This window comes from Alteromonas sp. ABV2_168, from assembly GCF_056161165.1.
Genome location: NZ_JBSWYQ010000017.1, coordinates 19,943 through 38,350, shown reverse-complemented (window position 1 = coordinate 38,350; position 18,408 = coordinate 19,943). Strand labels below are relative to the sequence as shown.

Annotated in this window: 19 protein-coding genes; 15 read left to right on the top strand and 4 right to left on the bottom strand. The window is 47.6% G+C overall.

What is annotated here, in order from left to right:
* Positions 1-16: 16 nt before the first annotated feature.
* Positions 17-2,068, bottom strand: coding sequence for a S9 family peptidase (locus ACXAH4_RS19740; RefSeq protein ID WP_474883122.1), 2,052 nt, complete (start codon positions 2,066-2,068; stop codon positions 17-19).
* A gap of 237 nt (positions 2,069-2,305) precedes the next feature.
* Here ACXAH4_RS19740 and ACXAH4_RS19735 point away from each other — a divergent pair, with 237 nt between their 5' ends.
* The 4 genes from ACXAH4_RS19735 (at position 2,306) to ACXAH4_RS19720 (ending at position 7,445) form a co-directional block, all read left to right on the top strand.
* On the top strand, positions 2,306-2,869 hold the full coding sequence (locus tag ACXAH4_RS19735; protein ID WP_474883120.1) for a DUF4136 domain-containing protein: 564 nt from the start codon (positions 2,306-2,308) through the stop codon (positions 2,867-2,869).
* A 109-nt stretch (positions 2,870-2,978) separates the two neighbouring features.
* Positions 2,979-3,506 carry a lactoylglutathione lyase gene (gloA, locus tag ACXAH4_RS19730; RefSeq protein WP_474852562.1) on the top strand — a complete coding sequence of 176 codons (528 nt, stop codon included), beginning with the start codon at positions 2,979-2,981 and terminating at the stop codon, positions 3,504-3,506.
* A 242-nt stretch (positions 3,507-3,748) separates the two neighbouring features.
* Positions 3,749-5,155 carry a glycerophosphodiester phosphodiesterase gene (locus ACXAH4_RS19725; protein WP_474883118.1) on the top strand — a complete coding sequence of 469 codons (1,407 nt, stop codon included), beginning with the start codon at positions 3,749-3,751 and terminating at the stop codon, positions 5,153-5,155.
* A complete protein-coding gene (locus ACXAH4_RS19720; RefSeq protein WP_474883116.1) occupies positions 5,136-7,445 on the top strand; it encodes a peptidase associated/transthyretin-like domain-containing protein in 2,310 nt (769 codons plus the stop codon). The genes ACXAH4_RS19725 and ACXAH4_RS19720 overlap by 20 nt, the downstream gene beginning before the upstream one ends.
* Before the next feature lie 29 nt (positions 7,446-7,474).
* Here ACXAH4_RS19720 and ACXAH4_RS19715 read toward each other — a convergent pair whose 3' ends face one another.
* Positions 7,475-7,789 (bottom strand): DUF3817 domain-containing protein, encoded by a 315-nt coding sequence (locus ACXAH4_RS19715; protein WP_474883114.1) that lies wholly within the window; start codon positions 7,787-7,789, stop codon positions 7,475-7,477.
* A gap of 146 nt (positions 7,790-7,935) precedes the next feature.
* The gene (locus ACXAH4_RS19710) at positions 7,936-8,358 is read right to left on the bottom strand and encodes a hypothetical protein (protein ID WP_474883112.1); all 423 of its coding nucleotides are present in this window, start codon (positions 8,356-8,358) and stop codon (positions 7,936-7,938) included.
* A gap of 169 nt (positions 8,359-8,527) precedes the next feature.
* Here ACXAH4_RS19710 and ACXAH4_RS19705 point away from each other — a divergent pair, with 169 nt between their 5' ends.
* The 4 genes from ACXAH4_RS19705 to dusA all read left to right on the top strand — a co-directional run bounded on the left by ACXAH4_RS19705 (position 8,528) and on the right by dusA (position 12,833).
* Positions 8,528-9,226 (top strand): response regulator transcription factor, encoded by a 699-nt coding sequence (locus ACXAH4_RS19705; protein WP_119502519.1) that lies wholly within the window; start codon positions 8,528-8,530, stop codon positions 9,224-9,226.
* Entirely contained in the window at positions 9,226-10,644 is a 1,419-nt protein-coding gene (locus ACXAH4_RS19700; RefSeq protein WP_474883110.1) for an ATP-binding protein, read from the top strand. The genes ACXAH4_RS19705 and ACXAH4_RS19700 overlap by 1 nt, the downstream gene beginning before the upstream one ends.
* A gap of 89 nt (positions 10,645-10,733) precedes the next feature.
* Complete coding sequence (locus tag ACXAH4_RS19695; RefSeq protein ID WP_474883108.1) at positions 10,734-11,630, top strand: DMT family transporter; 897 nt, start codon at positions 10,734-10,736, stop codon at positions 11,628-11,630.
* Between the two features lie 189 nt (positions 11,631-11,819).
* The gene (gene dusA, locus ACXAH4_RS19690) at positions 11,820-12,833 is read left to right on the top strand and encodes a tRNA dihydrouridine(20/20a) synthase DusA (protein WP_474883106.1); all 1,014 of its coding nucleotides are present in this window, start codon (positions 11,820-11,822) and stop codon (positions 12,831-12,833) included.
* 5 nt (positions 12,834-12,838) lie between these two features.
* On the opposite strand, the gene ACXAH4_RS19685 is transcribed toward dusA, so the two are convergent.
* Positions 12,839-13,609, bottom strand: a complete 771-nt coding sequence (locus ACXAH4_RS19685; RefSeq protein ID WP_474883104.1) for a helix-turn-helix transcriptional regulator — start codon at positions 13,607-13,609, stop codon at positions 12,839-12,841.
* 93 nt (positions 13,610-13,702) lie between these two features.
* On the opposite strand from ACXAH4_RS19685, the gene ACXAH4_RS19680 reads away from it, so the two are divergent.
* From ACXAH4_RS19680 to ACXAH4_RS19650, 7 genes are all read left to right on the top strand, one after another.
* The gene (locus ACXAH4_RS19680; protein WP_474867576.1) at positions 13,703-14,320 is read left to right on the top strand and encodes a glutathione S-transferase family protein; all 618 of its coding nucleotides are present in this window, start codon (positions 13,703-13,705) and stop codon (positions 14,318-14,320) included.
* A 272-nt stretch (positions 14,321-14,592) separates the two neighbouring features.
* Positions 14,593-14,880: a hypothetical protein gene (locus ACXAH4_RS19675; RefSeq protein WP_474883102.1), complete on the top strand. Its 288-nt coding sequence runs from the start codon at positions 14,593-14,595 to the stop codon at positions 14,878-14,880.
* Between the two features lie 302 nt (positions 14,881-15,182).
* Complete coding sequence (gene pspA, locus ACXAH4_RS19670) at positions 15,183-15,848, top strand: phage shock protein PspA (protein ID WP_474867581.1); 666 nt, start codon at positions 15,183-15,185, stop codon at positions 15,846-15,848.
* Positions 15,849-15,909: 61 nt separating this feature from the next.
* Positions 15,910-16,116 (top strand): PspC domain-containing protein, encoded by a 207-nt coding sequence (locus tag ACXAH4_RS19665; protein WP_474883100.1) that lies wholly within the window; start codon positions 15,910-15,912, stop codon positions 16,114-16,116.
* A complete protein-coding gene (locus tag ACXAH4_RS19660) occupies positions 16,116-16,457 on the top strand; it encodes a hypothetical protein (RefSeq protein WP_474883098.1) in 342 nt (113 codons plus the stop codon). Before ACXAH4_RS19665 ends, ACXAH4_RS19660 begins: the two co-directional genes overlap by 1 nt.
* A gap of 126 nt (positions 16,458-16,583) precedes the next feature.
* Positions 16,584-17,576 (top strand): DUF2333 family protein, encoded by a 993-nt coding sequence (locus ACXAH4_RS19655; RefSeq protein ID WP_119503480.1) that lies wholly within the window; start codon positions 16,584-16,586, stop codon positions 17,574-17,576.
* Between the two features lie 3 nt (positions 17,577-17,579).
* A complete protein-coding gene (locus ACXAH4_RS19650) occupies positions 17,580-18,353 on the top strand; it encodes a TIGR04219 family outer membrane beta-barrel protein (RefSeq protein WP_119502511.1) in 774 nt (257 codons plus the stop codon).
* The last annotated feature ends 55 nt before the right edge of the window (positions 18,354-18,408 follow it).

Below are 18,408 nucleotides of genomic sequence, written 5' to 3'. Positions count from 1 at the left end.
CGTTAATCGCAGGCGTTTATTCCTGAGGTTTGCCGCTACGGTATTTGTCGAACCAGGCCAGAATGTTACCCACTTTCTGGATCAGGCGTGAAGGACGGGAAGCGATGCCGTGAGATGCCCCCGGTAACCTGACCATCGCAGAGTCTACACCTTGCAGGCGCAGTGCCTGGTAAAACTGCTCTGATTCACTGATTGGCGTACGATAGTCTGATTCGCCGGTAAGCAGCATAGTGGGGGTTTTTACGTTGCCAACCAGAGACAACGGTGAATGTGCCCATAAATGGTCAAATGCTTCCCAGGGTTTGCCCGGCATCCAGTACTGAGTGAAATACGGATACGCGTCAGCAGTCAGGCCGAAACTGATCCAGTTGATCACCGGCTTGGCCACCACGGCTGCAGCAAAGCGATCGGTTTTTCCTACTGACCATGCCGTGAGTACACCGCCGCCGGAGCCACCGGTGATGAAGAGGTTCTTTTCATCAATAAAGCCTTTTGCGATTGCAGCATCAGTGACATCCATCAGATCAGTAAAGTCGTCAGACGGGTAGTCGTGATGAATCAGGTTTCCGAACTCTGCACCGTAAGACGAACTTCCACGGGGATTCGACCATACAACAACGTAACCCTGCGCTGCCATGAGCTGGATTTCCATTGAGAAGTGCGGGCCGTAAGCGGCGTGGGGGCCACCGTGAATTTCGAGGATCAGCGGATAAGATTGGGTTGCATCGAAACCCGGAGGTAATGCAATCCAGGCATCAATATCACGGCCATCAGCAGATGATTTCACCGGTAATGCCTCTACCTGCGCCAGCTTCAGATGTCCCAGCGCATCATCGTTCAGATTAGTCAGGGTGGTGATTTTTTTCTTCTTAAGCAGTGCCAGATCCGCCGGTTTTAACGGGTCATCCTGAGTAAACGCCAGCTCTCCGTTGGCAGAAACAGCAAATTCTCCTGACGTGTAGGGTCTGCCAAGAGACTGACCGCCGGTGGTGGCATCGAAACGGGTAACATCACCTTTCAGACTGACACTGGCCAGGCGGGTTTCGCCGTGATCAAGGTAAGAGAAATACAGTGACCTGCTGTTATCTGCCCATTCGACCTGTTGTACTGAACGGTCAAGAGAGCCCGTCAGACGGCTCAGTTTTCCGCTTTCCAGATTCAAAACTACAATGTCGCTGAACTGGTAAGCTTTTTTATTATCATTAATTTGTTTGAAGGCCAGATATTTACCGTCGGGGCTGAGGATGGGTGACTCTTCCGGCCCGGCCATATCAGTAACCGCTGTGACGTCAGCAGACTGAATATCAACACGGTATATGTCGCTGTCAAAAGGAGACAATTCATAGTCTTCTGAACGGTTGGCAGAAAAATAGATCCCCGAGTCGTCAGGGGTGAATGCCAGACGACCGTCATTAGGGTAATTGCCCGTAGTCAGCTGGCGGGGCGTGCCGCCGGATACCGGCAGAATATAAATCTGATTGAATCCGTCCGGTAAATACCCCTTGCCGTCAGCACGGTATCCTGTTTTCTGAATGATGCTGGCGGCTGGCGCCCAGTCTGCACCTTTGGGTTTTTCCGGCATAGCAGTAAACAGCGGTTTGGTTTTTACCGGTGTGAATAGAGTAAACGCCAGATGTTTGCTGTCATGGGACCAGGTAAGGTTACCGGGGGCCTTTGATACTTCTGTGAGTCTGGCCTGCTGGCCGGAGTCGAGATAGCGCACATAAAGCTGATTGCTGCCATCTTCATCTGAAAGATAAGCCAGCATGGTGCCGTCAGGGGACAATGTAACCTGACGCACATTCGCGCTGCCGGCAATCACCGGACGATGCTTTGTACCGTCCGTGCTGACCTCCCACAGTGTGCTGTGTGTGCGGTCCTTCATAATATCCATAGCACGGCGTTCGTAGTAAACTGACTTACCGTCTTTGCTGAAAAACGGAGACGCTGCGTATTCAAGATTGAAGGTGTCTTTGTATTGCAGTGTGTCGGGCAGTTGCGCTGCATGTGCAGTAAAGGTCAACGCCGAAACCAGGCCGCCTGCGAGAGCGAATGGACGAATGAGCATAGTGAGTTCCTTGTCGTTCTTATGATTATACCGGCAACTGTTCAAGCCTGATGCTCGTTGTCTGCCGGGCTAATGAAAACATACAGCATCACGCGGGGCAGCGAATACCGTTCGTCTTGTTTCTGTTTGATTTCGTCTGGCGGTGTTAAGTCAACTGCCGGCAAAGCGGGTTGTAAAAGCGATCGGTTTTTATACCGCACACGTTAAAATTTAAAATGGTTAACTGGCAGAGTCCATATGGATAAATCCTTAATAAGTCGTTATGCGGCACTTCATTTACTACTTTGTGCCGCTTTTGTATTTCTGGTGTCGGGGTGTGCATCCAATAAACCGCAAATCAACATGGACGAAGAGCAGAACTTTTCTGCTATCCGCACTTTTTCTGTTGAACCGCCGCTGAACACTGTGAATCCCACCATAGAGAATTATCTGCGTACCACTATTACTGATGTGATGACCGCAAAGGGGCTGACACCGGCGAGCCCGGATGAAGCTGACGTCAAAGTCGCATTTCTGCCTTCCACAGCCAGAAAGGAGGACGGTAAGTCTGTAAGTTTCGGATTGGGAACCGGTTCGTTTGGCCGTTCAGGAGGAATATCCCTGGGCAGTATTTTTACTGTGCCTGTAGGTGAACAGGTGTCTGTTTATCAGAATTTGCAGATTGATGTGATTAAAGACGGGCAGTTTATTTACAGCGCCACCGGCAGCGTCGAACTGGAGAAAAGTGACAGTATTTCTATTCAGCAATCCCTGACCGAACTCGTAGGTGAACTGCTGGCCAGTTATCCCGTAAACCAGTAAGTAGTGGTGATGCTGAATGCACATGAAATTGCGGTGACTGCCCCTTGGTAAACCGTGTCGCAGCCCCACTTTTGAATACTTCAATTACCGGTAAATTAAGGATACTGCTATGAGCCGACATTTCGAACAGGCTGACGGATTGTGTGAACGCAAAGATCCCGCAACTGACGGATTTGTATTTAATCAGACCATGTTGCGCATCGCGGATCCGGTCCGTTCGCTGGACTTTTATACCCGCGTTATGGGTATGACTTTACTCAAAAAGCTCGATTTCCCTGACATGGAGTTCAGTCTGTACTTCCTGACCCACGGGGAAGACTTCTCTGATATCAGCGAGGATGACACCAGACGCACAGCACAAACTTTCGGTCGTCCGGCCATGCTCGAACTGACACACAACTGGGGCGACACCGCCGGAGAAACCACCTATCACAATGGTAATAGCGATCCCCGCGGTTTTGGTCATATAGGCTTTCACGTACCGGATCTGGAGGCTGCCTGCGAGCGTTTTGAGTCACTGGGTGTTGCGTTTCAGAAGCGGTTGTCTGACGGAAAGATGAACAATATCGCGTTCATTAAAGATCCGGACGGATACTGGATTGAAATTTTCGACGCTGAGCGGGTCGCTAAAGGCTGATTTCAGCGGACAATATAAATGCCATATTTTATGTAGCCGCTTTTATGCGGCTATTTTTTTCTTCTCAGACGAACGGATATCCTCCGGGGCTTTTTTGTTCATATCAGGAGCTGGCTTTTTTCTGAGATGGTAATTTGAGTAATTGCACCAAATGATTAGAAAGGTATAAATGTAAGATTTAATTGCATTTTCCCTTATGTTTCTGTTATAAATTCCTCTTTTCTGTAGTATTGCGACTCAAAATGGACTTTATCAGCCGCAAATTTATATTTGTTGTCAACATTTTTATAATATTTCTGAGTGGTTGTAACAGTACTCCACCTGCACTATCTCACGACACAAAAACCGTAAGTTCTGAGAGAATAGCCCTTAATGAGGTATTTGAGGCTCGCGGTTTTTATTTATCTTCTGCTAATAACATTAATTATCTCAATGTAAAGCAATGCGGTAACTATCAGTTGCAGAGTCACCGTGGATCGGTACGGTATCCTGAAAATTCAATAAACGCAGTTGTCGATGCTTTAGATAACGGGTTTGACGTTGTCGAAATTGATGTTCAGGTTACCCGGGATGGGGTTTGGGTTGTTCATCATGACAAACGGACCGGAAGAGAAACGGGAACTGTAGATAATGTTCAAAGGAAAATTGAACGTATACGTTATTCAAAAGAATGGGGCTACCTGCGCACCCGTGATCTAAATTCGGGACAGTTATCAGATACAGTACCGCCTGATTTTCGTGCTATGTCTAAAGCTTTTGCATCAAATGCAGGTCCAGGAAAGAAACTGAATATTGAAATTAAATCCGATGCCTCATCGGGAGATTTGGAAATGCTGGATTATCTGGCATTTACAACAATCGGGCAAGGTCGCTACTACTATTCCAGTTTGTCACTCAGAACCCTCGAACGGATGCGCAATATCAATTCTCAGGTTTTTTTATCTTTTATCCAGAGTCCGGCAGAACAATCAGTGAAGCTTTTAAAAGCTCAAATCGAAAAGGGGGCGTCGAGTGATAACCTCTATCAGGATAATCAGGAAAGGATTGAGAACATCGCGGGGTTTGCTTTTCGTCGCTACAAAGAGAAGCGCTACGATTCTCACGCAGGGATTAATACTCTTAGAAAAGCGCTTAAAAGAAATTTCGGAATGGCAATTGATATTCGCCAGTACATTGGTCAGGCTGGTCGCATCAAACCTTTAGTTACTGGCTACCAGATACCCGTCGCTACATATACGATCAATGATCACGTATATCATGCAAATGCACTGTTAAAAGTAGAGGCAAGGTCAAGGCCCGATTCAGTCATTATTGATGATACTCTTTATGGGTTTTGTACCCAATATGGATTGCCGGATATGCGGGCATATACCGGTTCAACTGCCTCAACCAAACGTATCGCAATCTTGCCTGTAGATCTTGATTTAGAGCGCCTTGACGAAGTGGATACATACTTTGACAACGGTCTTTATCCCGCGTTGGGTGGTCTGCTTAAAAATATAGATAAAAATGTGACAAGCCCTGCCTTCATCCCTGTTATGTTGAATCTTGAAGCTGGCCCTAAAGAGCGGGAGCGCGAAGTCAATCTGAAAACTGACAGGGCAATTGAAGTTGAGCTAAGGGATTCAAATGATGCACCCTTCTTATAAACCCAAGCCGTGGCGGCTATTCTTACTCATTTTAAGTGCAGCCTATTTAGTTCCGGAAGCAATCTTCAACGCGCAACTTGTTTCCCTGATAGGCCTTGGTACACCTCAAGATAGCCAGTTAGAACAATTAGAAGTGTATGGTCGTGCTATTTCAGGAATTGGTGCTACTTTATTGCTGGCTGACCTGCTTCCCGGTAGATTCTATTGTTCAGCCGGACGAGGTTTAATGACGTTAGTCTGTGTAGCTTGTTTCGTATGGCCAACGGTCTATTTCGGTCAAAAAATAATTGTAGAGAGATATATCGCGTCATCTTCACCGGAAGAACGTGAACATGCTGTGCTTAGTGCCGCTTTAAGGGACGCATTGGCGTTAAATGCTGTTGCCGTGGCAGGTCTTGAATACGATACCGCGATACAGGACAGTTCTGAAAACCTTACTTTTTTAGCGTTATTTGGAGGCCTGCTGTATGCCGACGATAAACTAGCGGGTAATTTAGAGAGCTACAAACATCAGATTGTTAAGCAGTTTGTACAAAAAAAAGCTTATAAGGATTTTGATCGACATTATCAGGACTTTTCGAGCCTGTATGTACAATTGTCGGAGAGTTACAAAGACTACGCAAAAGGTTCAAATACCTATAATCAAAAACTGGCTGACATTCCAAAACAAGAGCTGGAGTACTGGCAAGCAATAGAACAAAAAATCAATCAGGGCTGGCAAGATTATCAGCAAGCAACGAAATCATATATTGCTCGTGCCGAGGCCAGAGCACAGAAATATGGGCCTGGGATTTTTAAATATCATAAACAGGTAAATGGCTGCCAGGAGCGCTTTCAGAAATCTTCACAAAAAGAACGCAGAGTCCAGTGTGTTGATCGGTTACATGTACGATATAAATCTGAAATGGACAAAGCCGGACTGGGATATGTCGAGCCTGGTTACTGGCTCATTGAAGAAGATGTTAGCGGACTTGAAAATGCGGCTAATACAGCTATCGCTGGTGTTATCACTGGGGGCGTTTCTACGGCTTTGCAATTGCTGAGCTGGGCTACAGGGGGAGATGGAGGAATAAGGAATAAACGCTATAAATATACTGATGATCCCTCTCATTACCAGCGATTAATACTTGCACATCCTAATTTTCAGACTCAGTTCCAAAAAGATACTGGATATCCTATGGATATACAGGACTTGGAAGCATTTCGGAATCATGATGAAACACAACAACGAGTCCGAAATTCTCTTAAAGTTAAAGGGTTAGTGCTCTCTGAGGAATGGCGGGTTGAGCAACGTTTAGCATTTTCTCAAGCCGTTTTTAATAAAGTTAAAACTGAAGCTGATGCAAGTTGGAACGAAGCGATGCAGCGCGAAGGGCTTTCAGTTCCGGTTAATTTACAATGGCATGATTTTCAGCTTCACCCCAGTGTTCAAAGAAAGATTGCTGATAAAATGGGAGATATGTATGTTAATAACGTACAAGCTGATTGGAGCCAGGCAAATTTTAAACAATATGTGCTCGATCCAAATATAGAAAAAAGAACGCTTCGTTACCTTGATATGATTTCAGGCGCAAGAGTACACTTTGAAGATGGTCGTCAATATGCTGAAGCAGGTAAACAAGCGCTGCGTTCAGTACTCATACCGCCAATTTCGATGTTTTTGAGTTTGTTTTTAATCTGTCTAACCATAATAAAATTACCCATCAAGACTTACGAAGTTTTGAGGCCGGATTGGCAGAAAAATAAGTCGTTATTGGTTAGGATTGGCATCAAAAGTATGCCTGTTTTCTTGCTATGTACTTTACCTTTTCTTCTGGTGCAAAGCCAATTTACTGCCAGTTCCGACAGTCCGGTTAACTATTTTCTCGAAAAGGTCGAAACTAATAGTAATCCCGTTATATCAATGGCCTTACGATGGACATTACATGCTCAACCTGTTCTTCATCCTTTGGGGCTGGCGTTTGAAACGAATACCGGCATTTATAGAAACGTCGAACCGTTAACCCACAAACTTGCAGCACTAGATGTAAAGTTGCCAATAGTGCATGGAGCCGCTAAGCAATTGTCTTCAGATGCAACGAATACACCGGTTACTCTGACAATTGTATCGAATGTAGCGGGAGCAAAAATCCGTATCATGAATATCAAACCGATATACCGGGAAAAAATGTTGTTGGCCCCCGGTAACTATGAAATTGAAGTCAGTGCAAACGGATACCATACGAAACGCAGTTGGCATCGCATTTCGGAAGAGAACCAAAGACTGGAAATTGAACTTGTACCGTTGTGAAAAAGGGTTGGTACGAAATGATACCCGAATTATGTGGCCTGATCTTCTGCTATAGGTACGGATAAAATGCCCTTTTTTGTAAACCAGACTTCCAGTGGCAAAGTCGCCAGTGGCGGAATAGCAGCAAGAATAGCCAGGATACTGTGCCACGCGCTCCAGCGAAGGCGGGCCGCTGCAACAATGGCAACCACAAAATAAATCAGAAAGGCGATACCGTGGAGACGGCCGAATAACCAGACACCCAGGTCGGTGACTTCAAGATTGTATTTGAAGTACATACCGGTGATCAGACCGAACCAGGTAAATGCTTCAATGCGCGCTGCGATAATAAAGATTTTTTCCATGTCAGTGGCGGGACTCTGTAAATGAAGAACATGCAGTTTACCTGCACCGGGCATGAAGTGAAAGGTTGAGAATAATTCTTATTTAAGAAAGTTGAAATGAAAGAGGTCGCAACTGCGACCTCTCAATACATGATGAAGGGGGGGAATTATTGCGGCTCTGCCGGTGCTTCAACCTCTTTACCTTCGCCACGTTTTTTACGGTCGCCTCTGTCAAACTTGTCACTACCACGTTTGTCGCCACGGGGTCCGCGCATGTCTTTATGTGGTCTGTGCATCATATCCTGCAGCATCTGTGTTTTCTGTTCTTCTGTGAATACAGCCCAGAATTCATCACGCAATGCTTTCTGCTTTTCTTTCAGCGCTTCAAGTTTTGCTTCCTGATCAGCCGTTAACTCGACATCTTTCATCATTCTGTGCATTTGCGGCGGTACCAGCGGGGGATCCATTTTCTCCATTCGCTCAGTTTTTGCTGCTGCGTCGGTTGCTGCTAACGCGAAGCCTGTTACACCCGCACCAATGAAAAGAGCGGCAACGCCTACAATGCTTAATTTTTTAATCGAACGTTTCATAAAGTTCTCCTGAAAATCTGCTACCTCACAATGAGGACGAATACATACTATCGCGCTGAATGTCACGTAACGTTAAGAAGTGCAAATCTGGTGTGAACATATGAAAAGTCAGGCATTATTGACCCTGTAATAAGCAAGTTGACATAGCATTGACAGACGACGTATTGACATGAGCATTCTATTAATCGAAGACGATAAAGGGCTGGCAGAGTTACTCACTGAGTTTCTCGGCATGTCCGGCTACGACGTAACTCACTGTGCTGATGGCGAGTCTGGTCTTGCGGAAGCTCTGGCCCGCAGCGATATCGAGCTGGTTTTGCTGGATGTAATGCTGCCCGGCCTCAACGGGCTGGACGTACTTAAAGCCATCCGCCAGAAAAGTGAATTACCGGTGCTCATGCTGACAGCACGGGGGGACGACCTTGATAAAGTACTCGGGCTGGAACTGGGTGCTGACGATTATCTGGCGAAACCGTTTAACGACCGCGAATTACTGGCACGTATCCGGGCAATTATCCGTCGTACCGGCGATAAAGCCGCAACAGACGAACCGGCCAGTTTGTCGAAAAAGTCTGTTATCCCGATTGGCGATATCAGCATTGATGTGCAGAAAATGGTGGTGACCTGTCAGTCGCAAGTGTTGGATCTCACCGGCAGCGAATATGCATTACTGAAGCATCTGTGCTTGCAGCCCGGAGAACTCATCACTAAAGAAGAGCTCTCCGAGGCTTGTCTGGGACGACGCCTGCAGGCCTTCGACCGCAGTATCGACACCCACATCAGTAACCTGCGTAAAAAGCTCACTGCCGCAAATTCACTGGTAGACATTAAAAGTCAGCGCGGGCGCGGTTACGGGATTTTTGCCTGATGACCGGTGCTGTCCGCAATTTTAATCTGAAAGTACTGGGCTGGTTCTGGCTTACTCTGCTGGTATGTATTCTGTCCATTGCAATACCGGCGTTTATCCTGCAGGAAATCAATGAAAACGAGCCCCTGTCCGGCAGGGACAGTCGTTTGCTGAATAATGTGGCACAGAGAATTGATGCCATTCTTCTCAGCCGCCCGGCAGATCCTCATGGTATCCCCCGGCAACTGGAACAACTTGAAACCCGCACATCTTATCAATGGCTCATTGTTGATAAACAGCTTAACGTGGTGCAAAGCAGTATGCCTTTGCGGCGCTCCCTCACCGAAGAATTCAACAGCAAGCGCTTCTGGTATTTCATTCAAAAAGAACAGCAAAGGGAAATTAATCTGGAGTGGACCCGGCTAGTAGGTCCGGTCTCTCTGACCGCCAGGCCAGATTGGAAACTGGTGTTGTGGCGTCCGGAACGACCACGGCCTCTGGATGTTTTCAGAGCCGTACCGTGGTGGCTGATGCTGGGTATTTTTATGGTAGTGACCAGTTTGATGAGCTGGTTACTGGTACGTTCTATTGCCCGTCCGCTGAACCGGCTGGGTGACGCATTCACCGCGGTGGGCCAGGGACAGTTAAATCACCGCATCGAATATAGTCAGTCTGCAGACAAAGGTGGCCGTCGCAGCGGGGAATCACCTTTTACACGCTTGTTTGCCCAGTTCAATGATATGACCGGTAAAATAGCAGCGCTCATTCAGAATCAGAAACGTCAGAGCGCCGACATTTCTCATGAATTGCGCACGCCGCTTACCCGCCTGCAAATGACACTGGCACTGGTACGCCGAAAATGCGCGGACCCCTCGTTGATCCCGCTGCTGGAACGGGCAGAAAAAGAAAATGAGCTGCTCAACCTGCATATTAAGCGTTTATCCGATCTCACCACCATGGAATCCCGGGCTATCTCGCAGGGCAAAGCAGGCATTACTGTAAAAGCATTACTGGATGACTTGTGTGAAGATGCTGCATTTGAGGCGCAACAACTGGGGATCGCCTGGCAACATACTCTTGCAGACGGCACGCTCAGTATTTACGAAGAGCCATTCCTCACCGCCATTGAGAATGTGGTGCGAAACGCATTTAAATACGCAAACTCGTCCGTTTCCCTGGCTTGCACTGTTGCCGGTAGTCAACTGACTATCGTAATCGAAGATGACGGGCCGGGTGTGGAACCGGCAGATTTATCAAAACTGACCAATGCGTTCTACCGCACTGACAGCGCCCGTAACAGCGACACCGGCGGCTTGGGTCTTGGCCTCGCTATTGCCGCAGAAGCTGTTCGTCTGAACGACGGCAATATGTCATTCAGCTTGTCAGATAAAGGTGGTTTGCAGGTGAATATGCAGTTCCGGCTGACACAGAAACCTTAACTGTTTACTGCTAATATTTGCGGTCCGGGTAGAGGTTTTATTGCCGTCCTCTGTTAAACTTGCCGCTGTTTTTACCGGACCGTTTCTCTATGCTTCCTTTTATTCTGCTGCTCATTGCTACCATGTTGTGGGGTAGCTCTTTCATTGCGCTGAAAATCGCGTTTGCCGAATACTCACCTATGTGGGTTATTTTTCTGCGTATGGTGGTGGCAAGCATTTGTTTTCTGCTGATTTGGAAGGGCCTGAGCCGATTCACTTATCAGAAAGGCGACTGGAAGTTACTGCTGCTGATGTCTGCCGCAGAGCCTTGTTTGTACTTCGTTTTTGAAGCCATGGCATTACAGTACACCTCGGCTGCACAGGCCGGTATGGTCACAGCGGTTTTACCGCCTATGGCGGCAGCACTGGCGTTTATCTTTTTAAAAGAGCGCATGACTATCACGGCTCAGGCAGGTTTTGTGGTAGCTTTTGCCGGTTTAGTCTGGCTTAGCTGGGCGGCTGAAGAAAATGCTCACGCCAGTAATCCTGTGCTGGGCAATACCCTTGAGCTGGCTGCAATGGCATGTTCTGCTGTGTACTGTGTTTGTGTGAAGAAACTGTCCACCCGCTACTCTCCGCTGGTACTGACGTCCTTACAGGCGTTTTCCGGTGCCATATTCTTTATGCCACTGGCATTCAGTCAGGATGTGCCGCCATTACATGCCGGCCCTGCGCTTTACGCTATCGTTTTCCTCGGCGTATGCGTGACCTTAGGTGCTTATCTGCTGTATAACATCGCTATTACCAAAATGGATTTAAGCAAGGCCACCATTTTCAGTAACCTCATTCCCGTTTATACCATTGGCTTTGCTTACTGGTTGCTGGACGAAACCCTCACACAAACCCAACTAATGGCCTGTGGCCTTATTCTTAGTGGTGTGGTGCTGGGGCAATCTAAACGCAGAAAGAAAACGGTTATGCCGGCTGAACGGGTGTTCGAATCGTAGGTTTCTCCGGATTGTCATTATATCCGCTTTGTTCACAGGGCGTGATTCTGTGATAAAATCACAGCCATCCGGTCCGTGCGACGGTTCTCCGTGAGAACTTCTGAGTTAGCAAAGGGCTTATTGATGGTTTGGAGTGCAGGACCGCTGAAAAACCAGTTCTATATTCGTTAAAAGATTACAGGTTTTTCTATGCTTTCTACCCACCGCCGGTTTTCAATTGCACCCATGCTCGACTGGACTGATCAACATTGCCGGTACTTCCTGCGTCAGATCTCAAAACACAGCTTGCTGTACACCGAGATGGTCACTACCGGTGCATTGATTTACGGTAAAGGCGACTATCTTGCGTTTAACGAAGAAGAGCATCCGGTGGCGCTGCAGCTGGGTGGGTGTGATCCTTCCGATATGGCACGGTGTTCTGAAATGGCACAGGCACGTGGCTATGATGAGGTCAATATTAACGTAGGCTGTCCGTCTGACCGGGTTAAGAACGGTGCGTTCGGCGCGTGCCTGATGGCGCAACCTGAAGTGGTGGCAGATTGCGTAAAAGCCATGCAGGCGGCAGTGGATATTCCGGTAACGGTTAAATGCCGTATTGGTATAGACGATATGGACGAATACGAAGGTTTTGCCAAGTTTGTTGATATTGTTGCAGATGCAGGCTGTGATACCTTTATTGTGCACGCCCGTAAAGCCTGGCTGCAGGGATTGAGCCCCAAGGAAAACCGTGAAATTCCACCGCTGAATTACCCTCGTGTTTATCAGCTTAAAGAAACACACCCCAATCTGAATATCAGCATTAACGGCGGGGTGAAAACCCTGAACGATACTCTGGATCACTTAAACAAAGTTGATGGCGTGATGATGGGGCGGGAAGCCTACTCGAATCCCTATTTGCTTTCATCGGTTGATAAACTGGTGTTTGGTGACGACGCACAGGTGAAATCCCGCAGCGAAATTGTTCACATCATGCAGCAGTACATTGAACGTCAAACCGATGAGTGGTTTAAACCCTGGCACGTTGCCCGCCATATGCTGGGTTTGTATCAGGGACAAGCTGGCGGGCGTATCTGGCGTCGTTACTTAAGCCAGAATGGCACCGGTAAAGAGCGTGATCCTAATCTTCTTATGAATGCGCTGGAGCAGGTAGAGCAGGCGCAAGCCAACGCGAAAGCCTTTAATGATTCCCGTGTTACGGAATAGTAGTACTAAATGGTTTTAAAAAACGGCGCGTAAATGGTCGCGAAGGTATCCTTCGGTCGGGGCCTGAAATGACCTTTTACAATGCCGGCCCGTTTTATCCGGTCGATGCGGAATACACGGGTGGCATCCCTTAAATGATCCCAGGCGATGATGTACCAGATTGGCCAGTTCAGCAGAACGTAGTGGATTTCAATAACCCGCCTGGTCATGTCGCTGCTTTCAGCCTGATAGTCGATTTCCAGTAAGTGACGACCAAGGAACCCTTCTGCTATTTCTTCCGACATGTCAGGCGCCGGTGCGCCATAATGCGTCGCAATATTAGCTGCTGCGTTGTTTCCCACCATAATTCTTTTGCGGATATCACTGACTACATGGCGCTGCTTTTGCGGAAACGCCTGAAACAGCTTTTGTTTGATGTGTTTTAAATTTCCTGTGAGCAATGGCGACTGAAGGTTCTCCATAATGGCCAGCGCGAGGATAAGTTCAATGACTTCACGGTGAGTCAGATTCAGCCTGTCTATGCCCCAGCGACCAGACAGCCGTATACCGCCGCCCCGTCCGCGGTCAGATTCCACCGGGTAACCGGCATCCCTGAGTTCAGACAGTTCCCGCATAAGCGTGCGCTGACTGACCCCCAATTGTTCCCGTAAGTCTGCGGTTTTCCAGTATTCCTCAGACTGCAATAAGCCAATTAAGCGGCTCCGCCTGTCTGTCCGGTTTGTGAAGCTTTTATTCGTCATATTTTTAATATGCCATTTAACGGCACAATTATCCATACACTTTCCGGTATGGCGAGTGCGGGGCCTTCAGGCCGCGTAATGAGGCCAGAGTTTGGTAGCCGTTTAATCACATTATAGGGAAGGTAAATCATGAAACATTTTTATAATTCAAGAAGCAGAAGTGCCATAACCGACTGGATGCTTGCAGAACTGGGCGTTAAGCACGAGCGGGTTTGTATTGATTTTGGCATACAGAATTCGCAACTGGATGAGCTGCACCGTATCAATCCGATGAAGAAACTGCCTGTACTGGTTGATGGCGATACTGTTGTTACAGAAGCCGCTGCTATTTGCGCTTACCTGGCGGATAAATATCCGCAGAAGGATATGGCGCCGGTTGCCGGGTCTGCTGAACGCGGATTGTATTACCGGATCCTGTTTATTTCAGGCAGCGCTATTGAACCGGCGTTTACGCTGGCCGCTGCAAATATTGAGTATCCCGATGCTTCAATGGCCGGCTGGGGTGACATGCCGAGGATCATCGATACAATCGAAGCATTAACGCCAGATTCTGACTGGGCAACCGGTGAGCAATTTACTGCGGCTGATGTGATCTTTGGCGGTTTGCTGGACTTTGCATCTAAAGTGGGGTGGTTTACTCCGTCTCTTAAGGTACAAGCTTATATCTCCCGTTTGCGGCAGCGCCCGGCATATTTAAAAAGCCATCCTGACATGCTTCAGAATATGGCCGGTAAGCGAATCGCTTAACTCCGGTTTCCAGCAATAAGCCCTGGTGACAGAGATATTGAATCTCTGTCAGAACGGGTAGCGGAATAGACCAACGTAGGTGGTTTATTTCGCTAACTTGTAGTGCTGTTCGTTTTTTGAGCTTGCCGGTTTTTTTCGATGATTAGTTTAAATCCATATAAATCAGTGGCATAAAAAGTTTTTAGAGGTTGGCACGTCTCTCGCTATCTCTCAGGTAACTTGTCGTCGCAGTGAGTACGGCTTTATTTAAAACATTACCAGAGGGAAACACCATGAAAGCGAAAACACTATTAACCAGCCTTGTATTAACTGCTGCGATGTTAAGTTCACAGGCGATGGCGCAGGAAAGTGCTGTTGAATCGTTCCTTGGCCGCATGATTGATCAGGCCGTGTCTATGGCGGGCGAAGAAATCAGTAACGGCGTACGCCAGTCTGTTGCAAACGCATCGTATAATTTCAGTTTGCCGGATGAAACAAAGACGGGTTCAGTGAGTGTGACTGATCTTGCTGCAAGCGGGACACAATCAAAATCTGAACACGCTGAATCTGAAGAAGAGTAAGCTTATGGCTTGCTGTAAGATGCGAATTCAGCATCAAACATTATCAGTGCGAAGTTGCAGGCAATCTTAAACGGTTGCCTGTTTTTTTATGTGAAATTGAAAATCGAAATTTGAAGATCGTCATTTTAACCAATCTGGCTGGTCAAAATGACTAAATATTTATATACGACCGTGCCGAGCACCTCTCCAATCCTTCGTGGAATAATAAAATCTCATTTAAAACAACATCTTAAATATCTGGCACGGGCATTGTAATAACTATTGTGTAACCGAACAAACAAGACAGTTAAAGGAGAAACACAATGGGTATGTTTTCAAGAATGTCAGATATCGTACAGGCGAACATCAATGCCATGTTAGATAAGGCGGAAGATCCTGAGAAGGTTATTCGCCTGATCATTCAGGAAATGGAAGAAACGCTGGTGGAAATGCGCTCCGTGGCTGCGAAGTATCTGGCTGAAGAAAAGTATCTCGACCGTCAGGCTGAAAAGCTTCAGAAGGATGTTGACGGTTGGATGGCAAAAGCTGAGCTGGCGATGGATAAAGGCAAGGATGATCTGGCGCGGGCAGCGCTGGTACAGAAAAACGCTTTCAGCGACAAGCTGGCAGCCATTGAATCGCAAAAAGTGCAGTTAACTGAAATGTTAAGCGGTATTCAGGAAGACACCGGTCGTCTGCACGCAAAACTGGCTGAAGCCCGTCAGAAGCAAAAGAGTCTGGTGGCAAGAAAACAGAATGCCGGCGTGCGTCTGAAAGCCCGCAGTGTTACTCACAGCGAGCAAATTGAATCGGCAATGGCGCGTTTCGACAGCTACGAACAGCGTATTGAGCACCTGGAAGCGCAGGTTGATGCCTATGATGTCACCGATGGCAGCGGGCAGTCTCTGGAAGCTCAGTTTAAAGCGCTGGAAACCAGTGATGCCATAGATGCTGAACTGGCAGCCATGAAGAAAAAACGCGCTGCCTGAAAGATAACTGAAATTGATACGGCTATGCGCCGGATGGCGCGTACCGGCCATACAGGAGAATATGATGAAATTTCCGCAAACTGATAAACGAATCTACCGCGATACCAGCAACAGCGTGATAAGTGGCGTCTGTGCAGGCCTGGCAAAATACCTTGATGTGGATGCGACCTGGGTAAGAGTCGCCGCTGTTACCGGATTGATCCTGTTTCATGTGCCGGTATTAATAGCTTATATCGCAGCAACATTTCTGTTACCAAGGTGGGCGTAATGAAAAATGCATTTATGGCTGTCATCATTGCACTGATCCTTGTTTACGCCTTTGGCAATCTGTTTAACGACTGGTGGGGTATTCATTTGATGATGGGTGACGATATGATGTCGCCGTTAGAGAATTTTGCCGCAGCATCGGCGGTGGGTCTGGTGTTTGTTGCAATCGGGTTCATTGTCGCACTGAGTGTGTTCGGGACGCTTGCTCTGGCTGTCTTTGCCTGTGTAGCAGCGCTGCTGGTGACGGGGCTGAGTGCACTATGGCCGGTGTTACTGGTGGCAGCCGTCATCTGGCTGTTCCGCCGTCCCCGTCAATCCCGAACGGTGTATCCGAATCATTAAGTGATGGAAAAGCGAAGTAAATTAAGGCGAAAATTCGCCGTCATGATGCTAAAGTGCAGGTACATGGTAATAAATGGGCGTTTACAACGCCCATTTTGTCATTAGAAAAGGATATTAACGTTGAGCATTAAACAATACTTAAACACCAAAACGATCTCAGCAGCCGTGCTGATCCTGTTTTTACTCTTTTGGTTAATTGGCGTGTATTGGAGTGTCGAGCCTGACACATTTGATGTAAGACAGTCTGTCGCTGCAACGGCAGAAAACCCCACTCAAACTGAAGTGCCCGGATACACTGTAACGACCACGTTGATTCTGGTAACTGAACATATGCTGGATAAGCCCGGCGGGTATCTGTCAAATGATGTTATGCCCCCCGGCCTCTTTTTAGACAACATGCCTGCCTGGGAATACGGGGCGCTGGAAATGATCCGTGATTTGTCGTTGTCCATGCGTAAGGATTTCAGCCGTTCTCAGTCCCAGTCTATTGAAAGCCCGAATCTGACAAAAGCACAGCCGGAATTTAACGTAAACAGCCGGAGCTGGGCGTTACCGTCTGCAGAGTCATCTTACCGTAACGGTATCAAGGCATTAAAAGCCTACAGAGCAGAACTGGTAGACCCGACCCGCGGCGACGGTCAGTTCTATACCCGCGCCGATAACCTGCGGGACTGGTTGAAACAAGTTGAAAAACGTCTGGGTTCTTACTCACAGCGTCTGAGCGCCAGTGTAGGTTCGTCGCGGATGAATACAGACCTTGCCGGTGATAAAAATGCCAGACAATCTACCCCGACAGTGAATGAAAAAGTGGTGAAAACCAGCTGGTGGAAGCTGGACGATAATTTCTATGAGGCCCGCGGTGCTACCTGGGCAATGCTACACTTCTTAAAAGCGGTGGAAATTGAGTTTGCGGATGTACTGGAAGACAAAAACGCGCTGGTCAGTTTGCGTCAAATTATCCGTGAGCTGGAAGCTACACAACAAACAGTGTGGAGTCCGATGATTTTAAACGGGGATGGTTTCGGTATGATGGCGAACCATTCTCTGGTAATGGCGAATTATATTTCCCGTGCTAATGCAGCACTAATCGAACTGACTGAACTTCTCAATCAAGGATAATTCATGAAAAAATGCATTATGGCAGTAGCAACCGCTGCAGCTTTATCTGCATCGCCTGTAATGGCAGACACACTGGCCGGTCTTTATCTCGGTGGTCAGGGATGGCGCACAAGTACGTCAGGCGGCTTCGCTGATGACGGCACATTTTCCAATGATAGTACGATGGCTGACTTCAACTTTGACAGTCAGGCAAACTCTTCCTTATATATCGCTGTTGAACATCCGGTGCCGTTTTTGCCAAACGTGAAGGTGAACTACACTACGCTGGACTCAGATGGCACCACTGCGCTGCAAACCAGTTTCACCTTTGATGGCGACTTGTACACCACCGGCAGTGATATTTATACGCAGGTAGAAATGTCCACCACCGATCTGACACTGTATTACGAGCTGTTTGACAACGACCTGGTCAGTTTTGATTTGGGTCTGACAGGCAAATACATCGACGGTACATTGTTTGTCAATGATGCTGATACACAGACCAGCGGCGAGCTGCCTTTTTCCGGTGTTATCCCCATGGCTTATTCACGGGTTGCTGTAGGCCTGCCGTTTACCGGTCTGGGCGCTTATGCCGAAGGGAATTATCTGTCGGTTGGCGATCATACCTTCAGTGATTATCAGATTGCGCTGACGTATTCCTTTATTGAAAGCCTGGCAGTAGACATGACGATTCAGGCTGGTTACCGGAATGTGGAAGTGGATCTGGATGATCTTGACGGTGCCTATGCTGATATGAGCTGGGATGGTCCGTTTGCGGGTATTGAAATCCACTTCTAATCCCGCTGACCGGCTGGTCAGATAAAACCGCCGGACTAATCTGCGATTGTAAAAC

Excerpts from the sequence above, each read along its gene's own strand:
- ACXAH4_RS19740 (WP_474883122.1), bottom strand. The coding sequence starts at position 2,068 with ATGCTCATTCGTCCATTCGCTCTCGCAGGCGGCCTGGTTTCGGCGTTG.
- ACXAH4_RS19735 (WP_474883120.1), top strand. The coding sequence starts at position 2,306 with ATGGATAAATCCTTAATAAGTCGTTATGCGGCACTTCATTTACTACTT.
- gloA (WP_474852562.1), top strand. The coding sequence starts at position 2,979 with ATGAGCCGACATTTCGAACAGGCTGACGGATTGTGTGAACGCAAAGAT.
- ACXAH4_RS19725 (WP_474883118.1), top strand. The coding sequence starts at position 3,749 with ATGGACTTTATCAGCCGCAAATTTATATTTGTTGTCAACATTTTTATA.
- ACXAH4_RS19720 (WP_474883116.1), top strand. The coding sequence starts at position 5,136 with ATGATGCACCCTTCTTATAAACCCAAGCCGTGGCGGCTATTCTTACTC.
- ACXAH4_RS19715 (WP_474883114.1), bottom strand. The coding sequence starts at position 7,789 with ATGGAAAAAATCTTTATTATCGCAGCGCGCATTGAAGCATTTACCTGG.
- ACXAH4_RS19710 (WP_474883112.1), bottom strand. The coding sequence starts at position 8,358 with ATGAAACGTTCGATTAAAAAATTAAGCATTGTAGGCGTTGCCGCTCTT.
- ACXAH4_RS19705 (WP_119502519.1), top strand. The coding sequence starts at position 8,528 with ATGAGCATTCTATTAATCGAAGACGATAAAGGGCTGGCAGAGTTACTC.
- ACXAH4_RS19700 (WP_474883110.1), top strand. The coding sequence starts at position 9,226 with ATGACCGGTGCTGTCCGCAATTTTAATCTGAAAGTACTGGGCTGGTTC.
- ACXAH4_RS19695 (WP_474883108.1), top strand. The coding sequence starts at position 10,734 with ATGCTTCCTTTTATTCTGCTGCTCATTGCTACCATGTTGTGGGGTAGC.
- dusA (WP_474883106.1), top strand. The coding sequence starts at position 11,820 with ATGCTTTCTACCCACCGCCGGTTTTCAATTGCACCCATGCTCGACTGG.
- ACXAH4_RS19685 (WP_474883104.1), bottom strand. The coding sequence starts at position 13,609 with ATGGATAATTGTGCCGTTAAATGGCATATTAAAAATATGACGAATAAA.
- ACXAH4_RS19680 (WP_474867576.1), top strand. The coding sequence starts at position 13,703 with ATGAAACATTTTTATAATTCAAGAAGCAGAAGTGCCATAACCGACTGG.
- ACXAH4_RS19675 (WP_474883102.1), top strand. The coding sequence starts at position 14,593 with ATGAAAGCGAAAACACTATTAACCAGCCTTGTATTAACTGCTGCGATG.
- pspA (WP_474867581.1), top strand. The coding sequence starts at position 15,183 with ATGGGTATGTTTTCAAGAATGTCAGATATCGTACAGGCGAACATCAAT.
- ACXAH4_RS19665 (WP_474883100.1), top strand. The coding sequence starts at position 15,910 with ATGATGAAATTTCCGCAAACTGATAAACGAATCTACCGCGATACCAGC.
- ACXAH4_RS19660 (WP_474883098.1), top strand. The coding sequence starts at position 16,116 with ATGAAAAATGCATTTATGGCTGTCATCATTGCACTGATCCTTGTTTAC.
- ACXAH4_RS19650 (WP_119502511.1), top strand. The coding sequence starts at position 17,580 with ATGAAAAAATGCATTATGGCAGTAGCAACCGCTGCAGCTTTATCTGCA.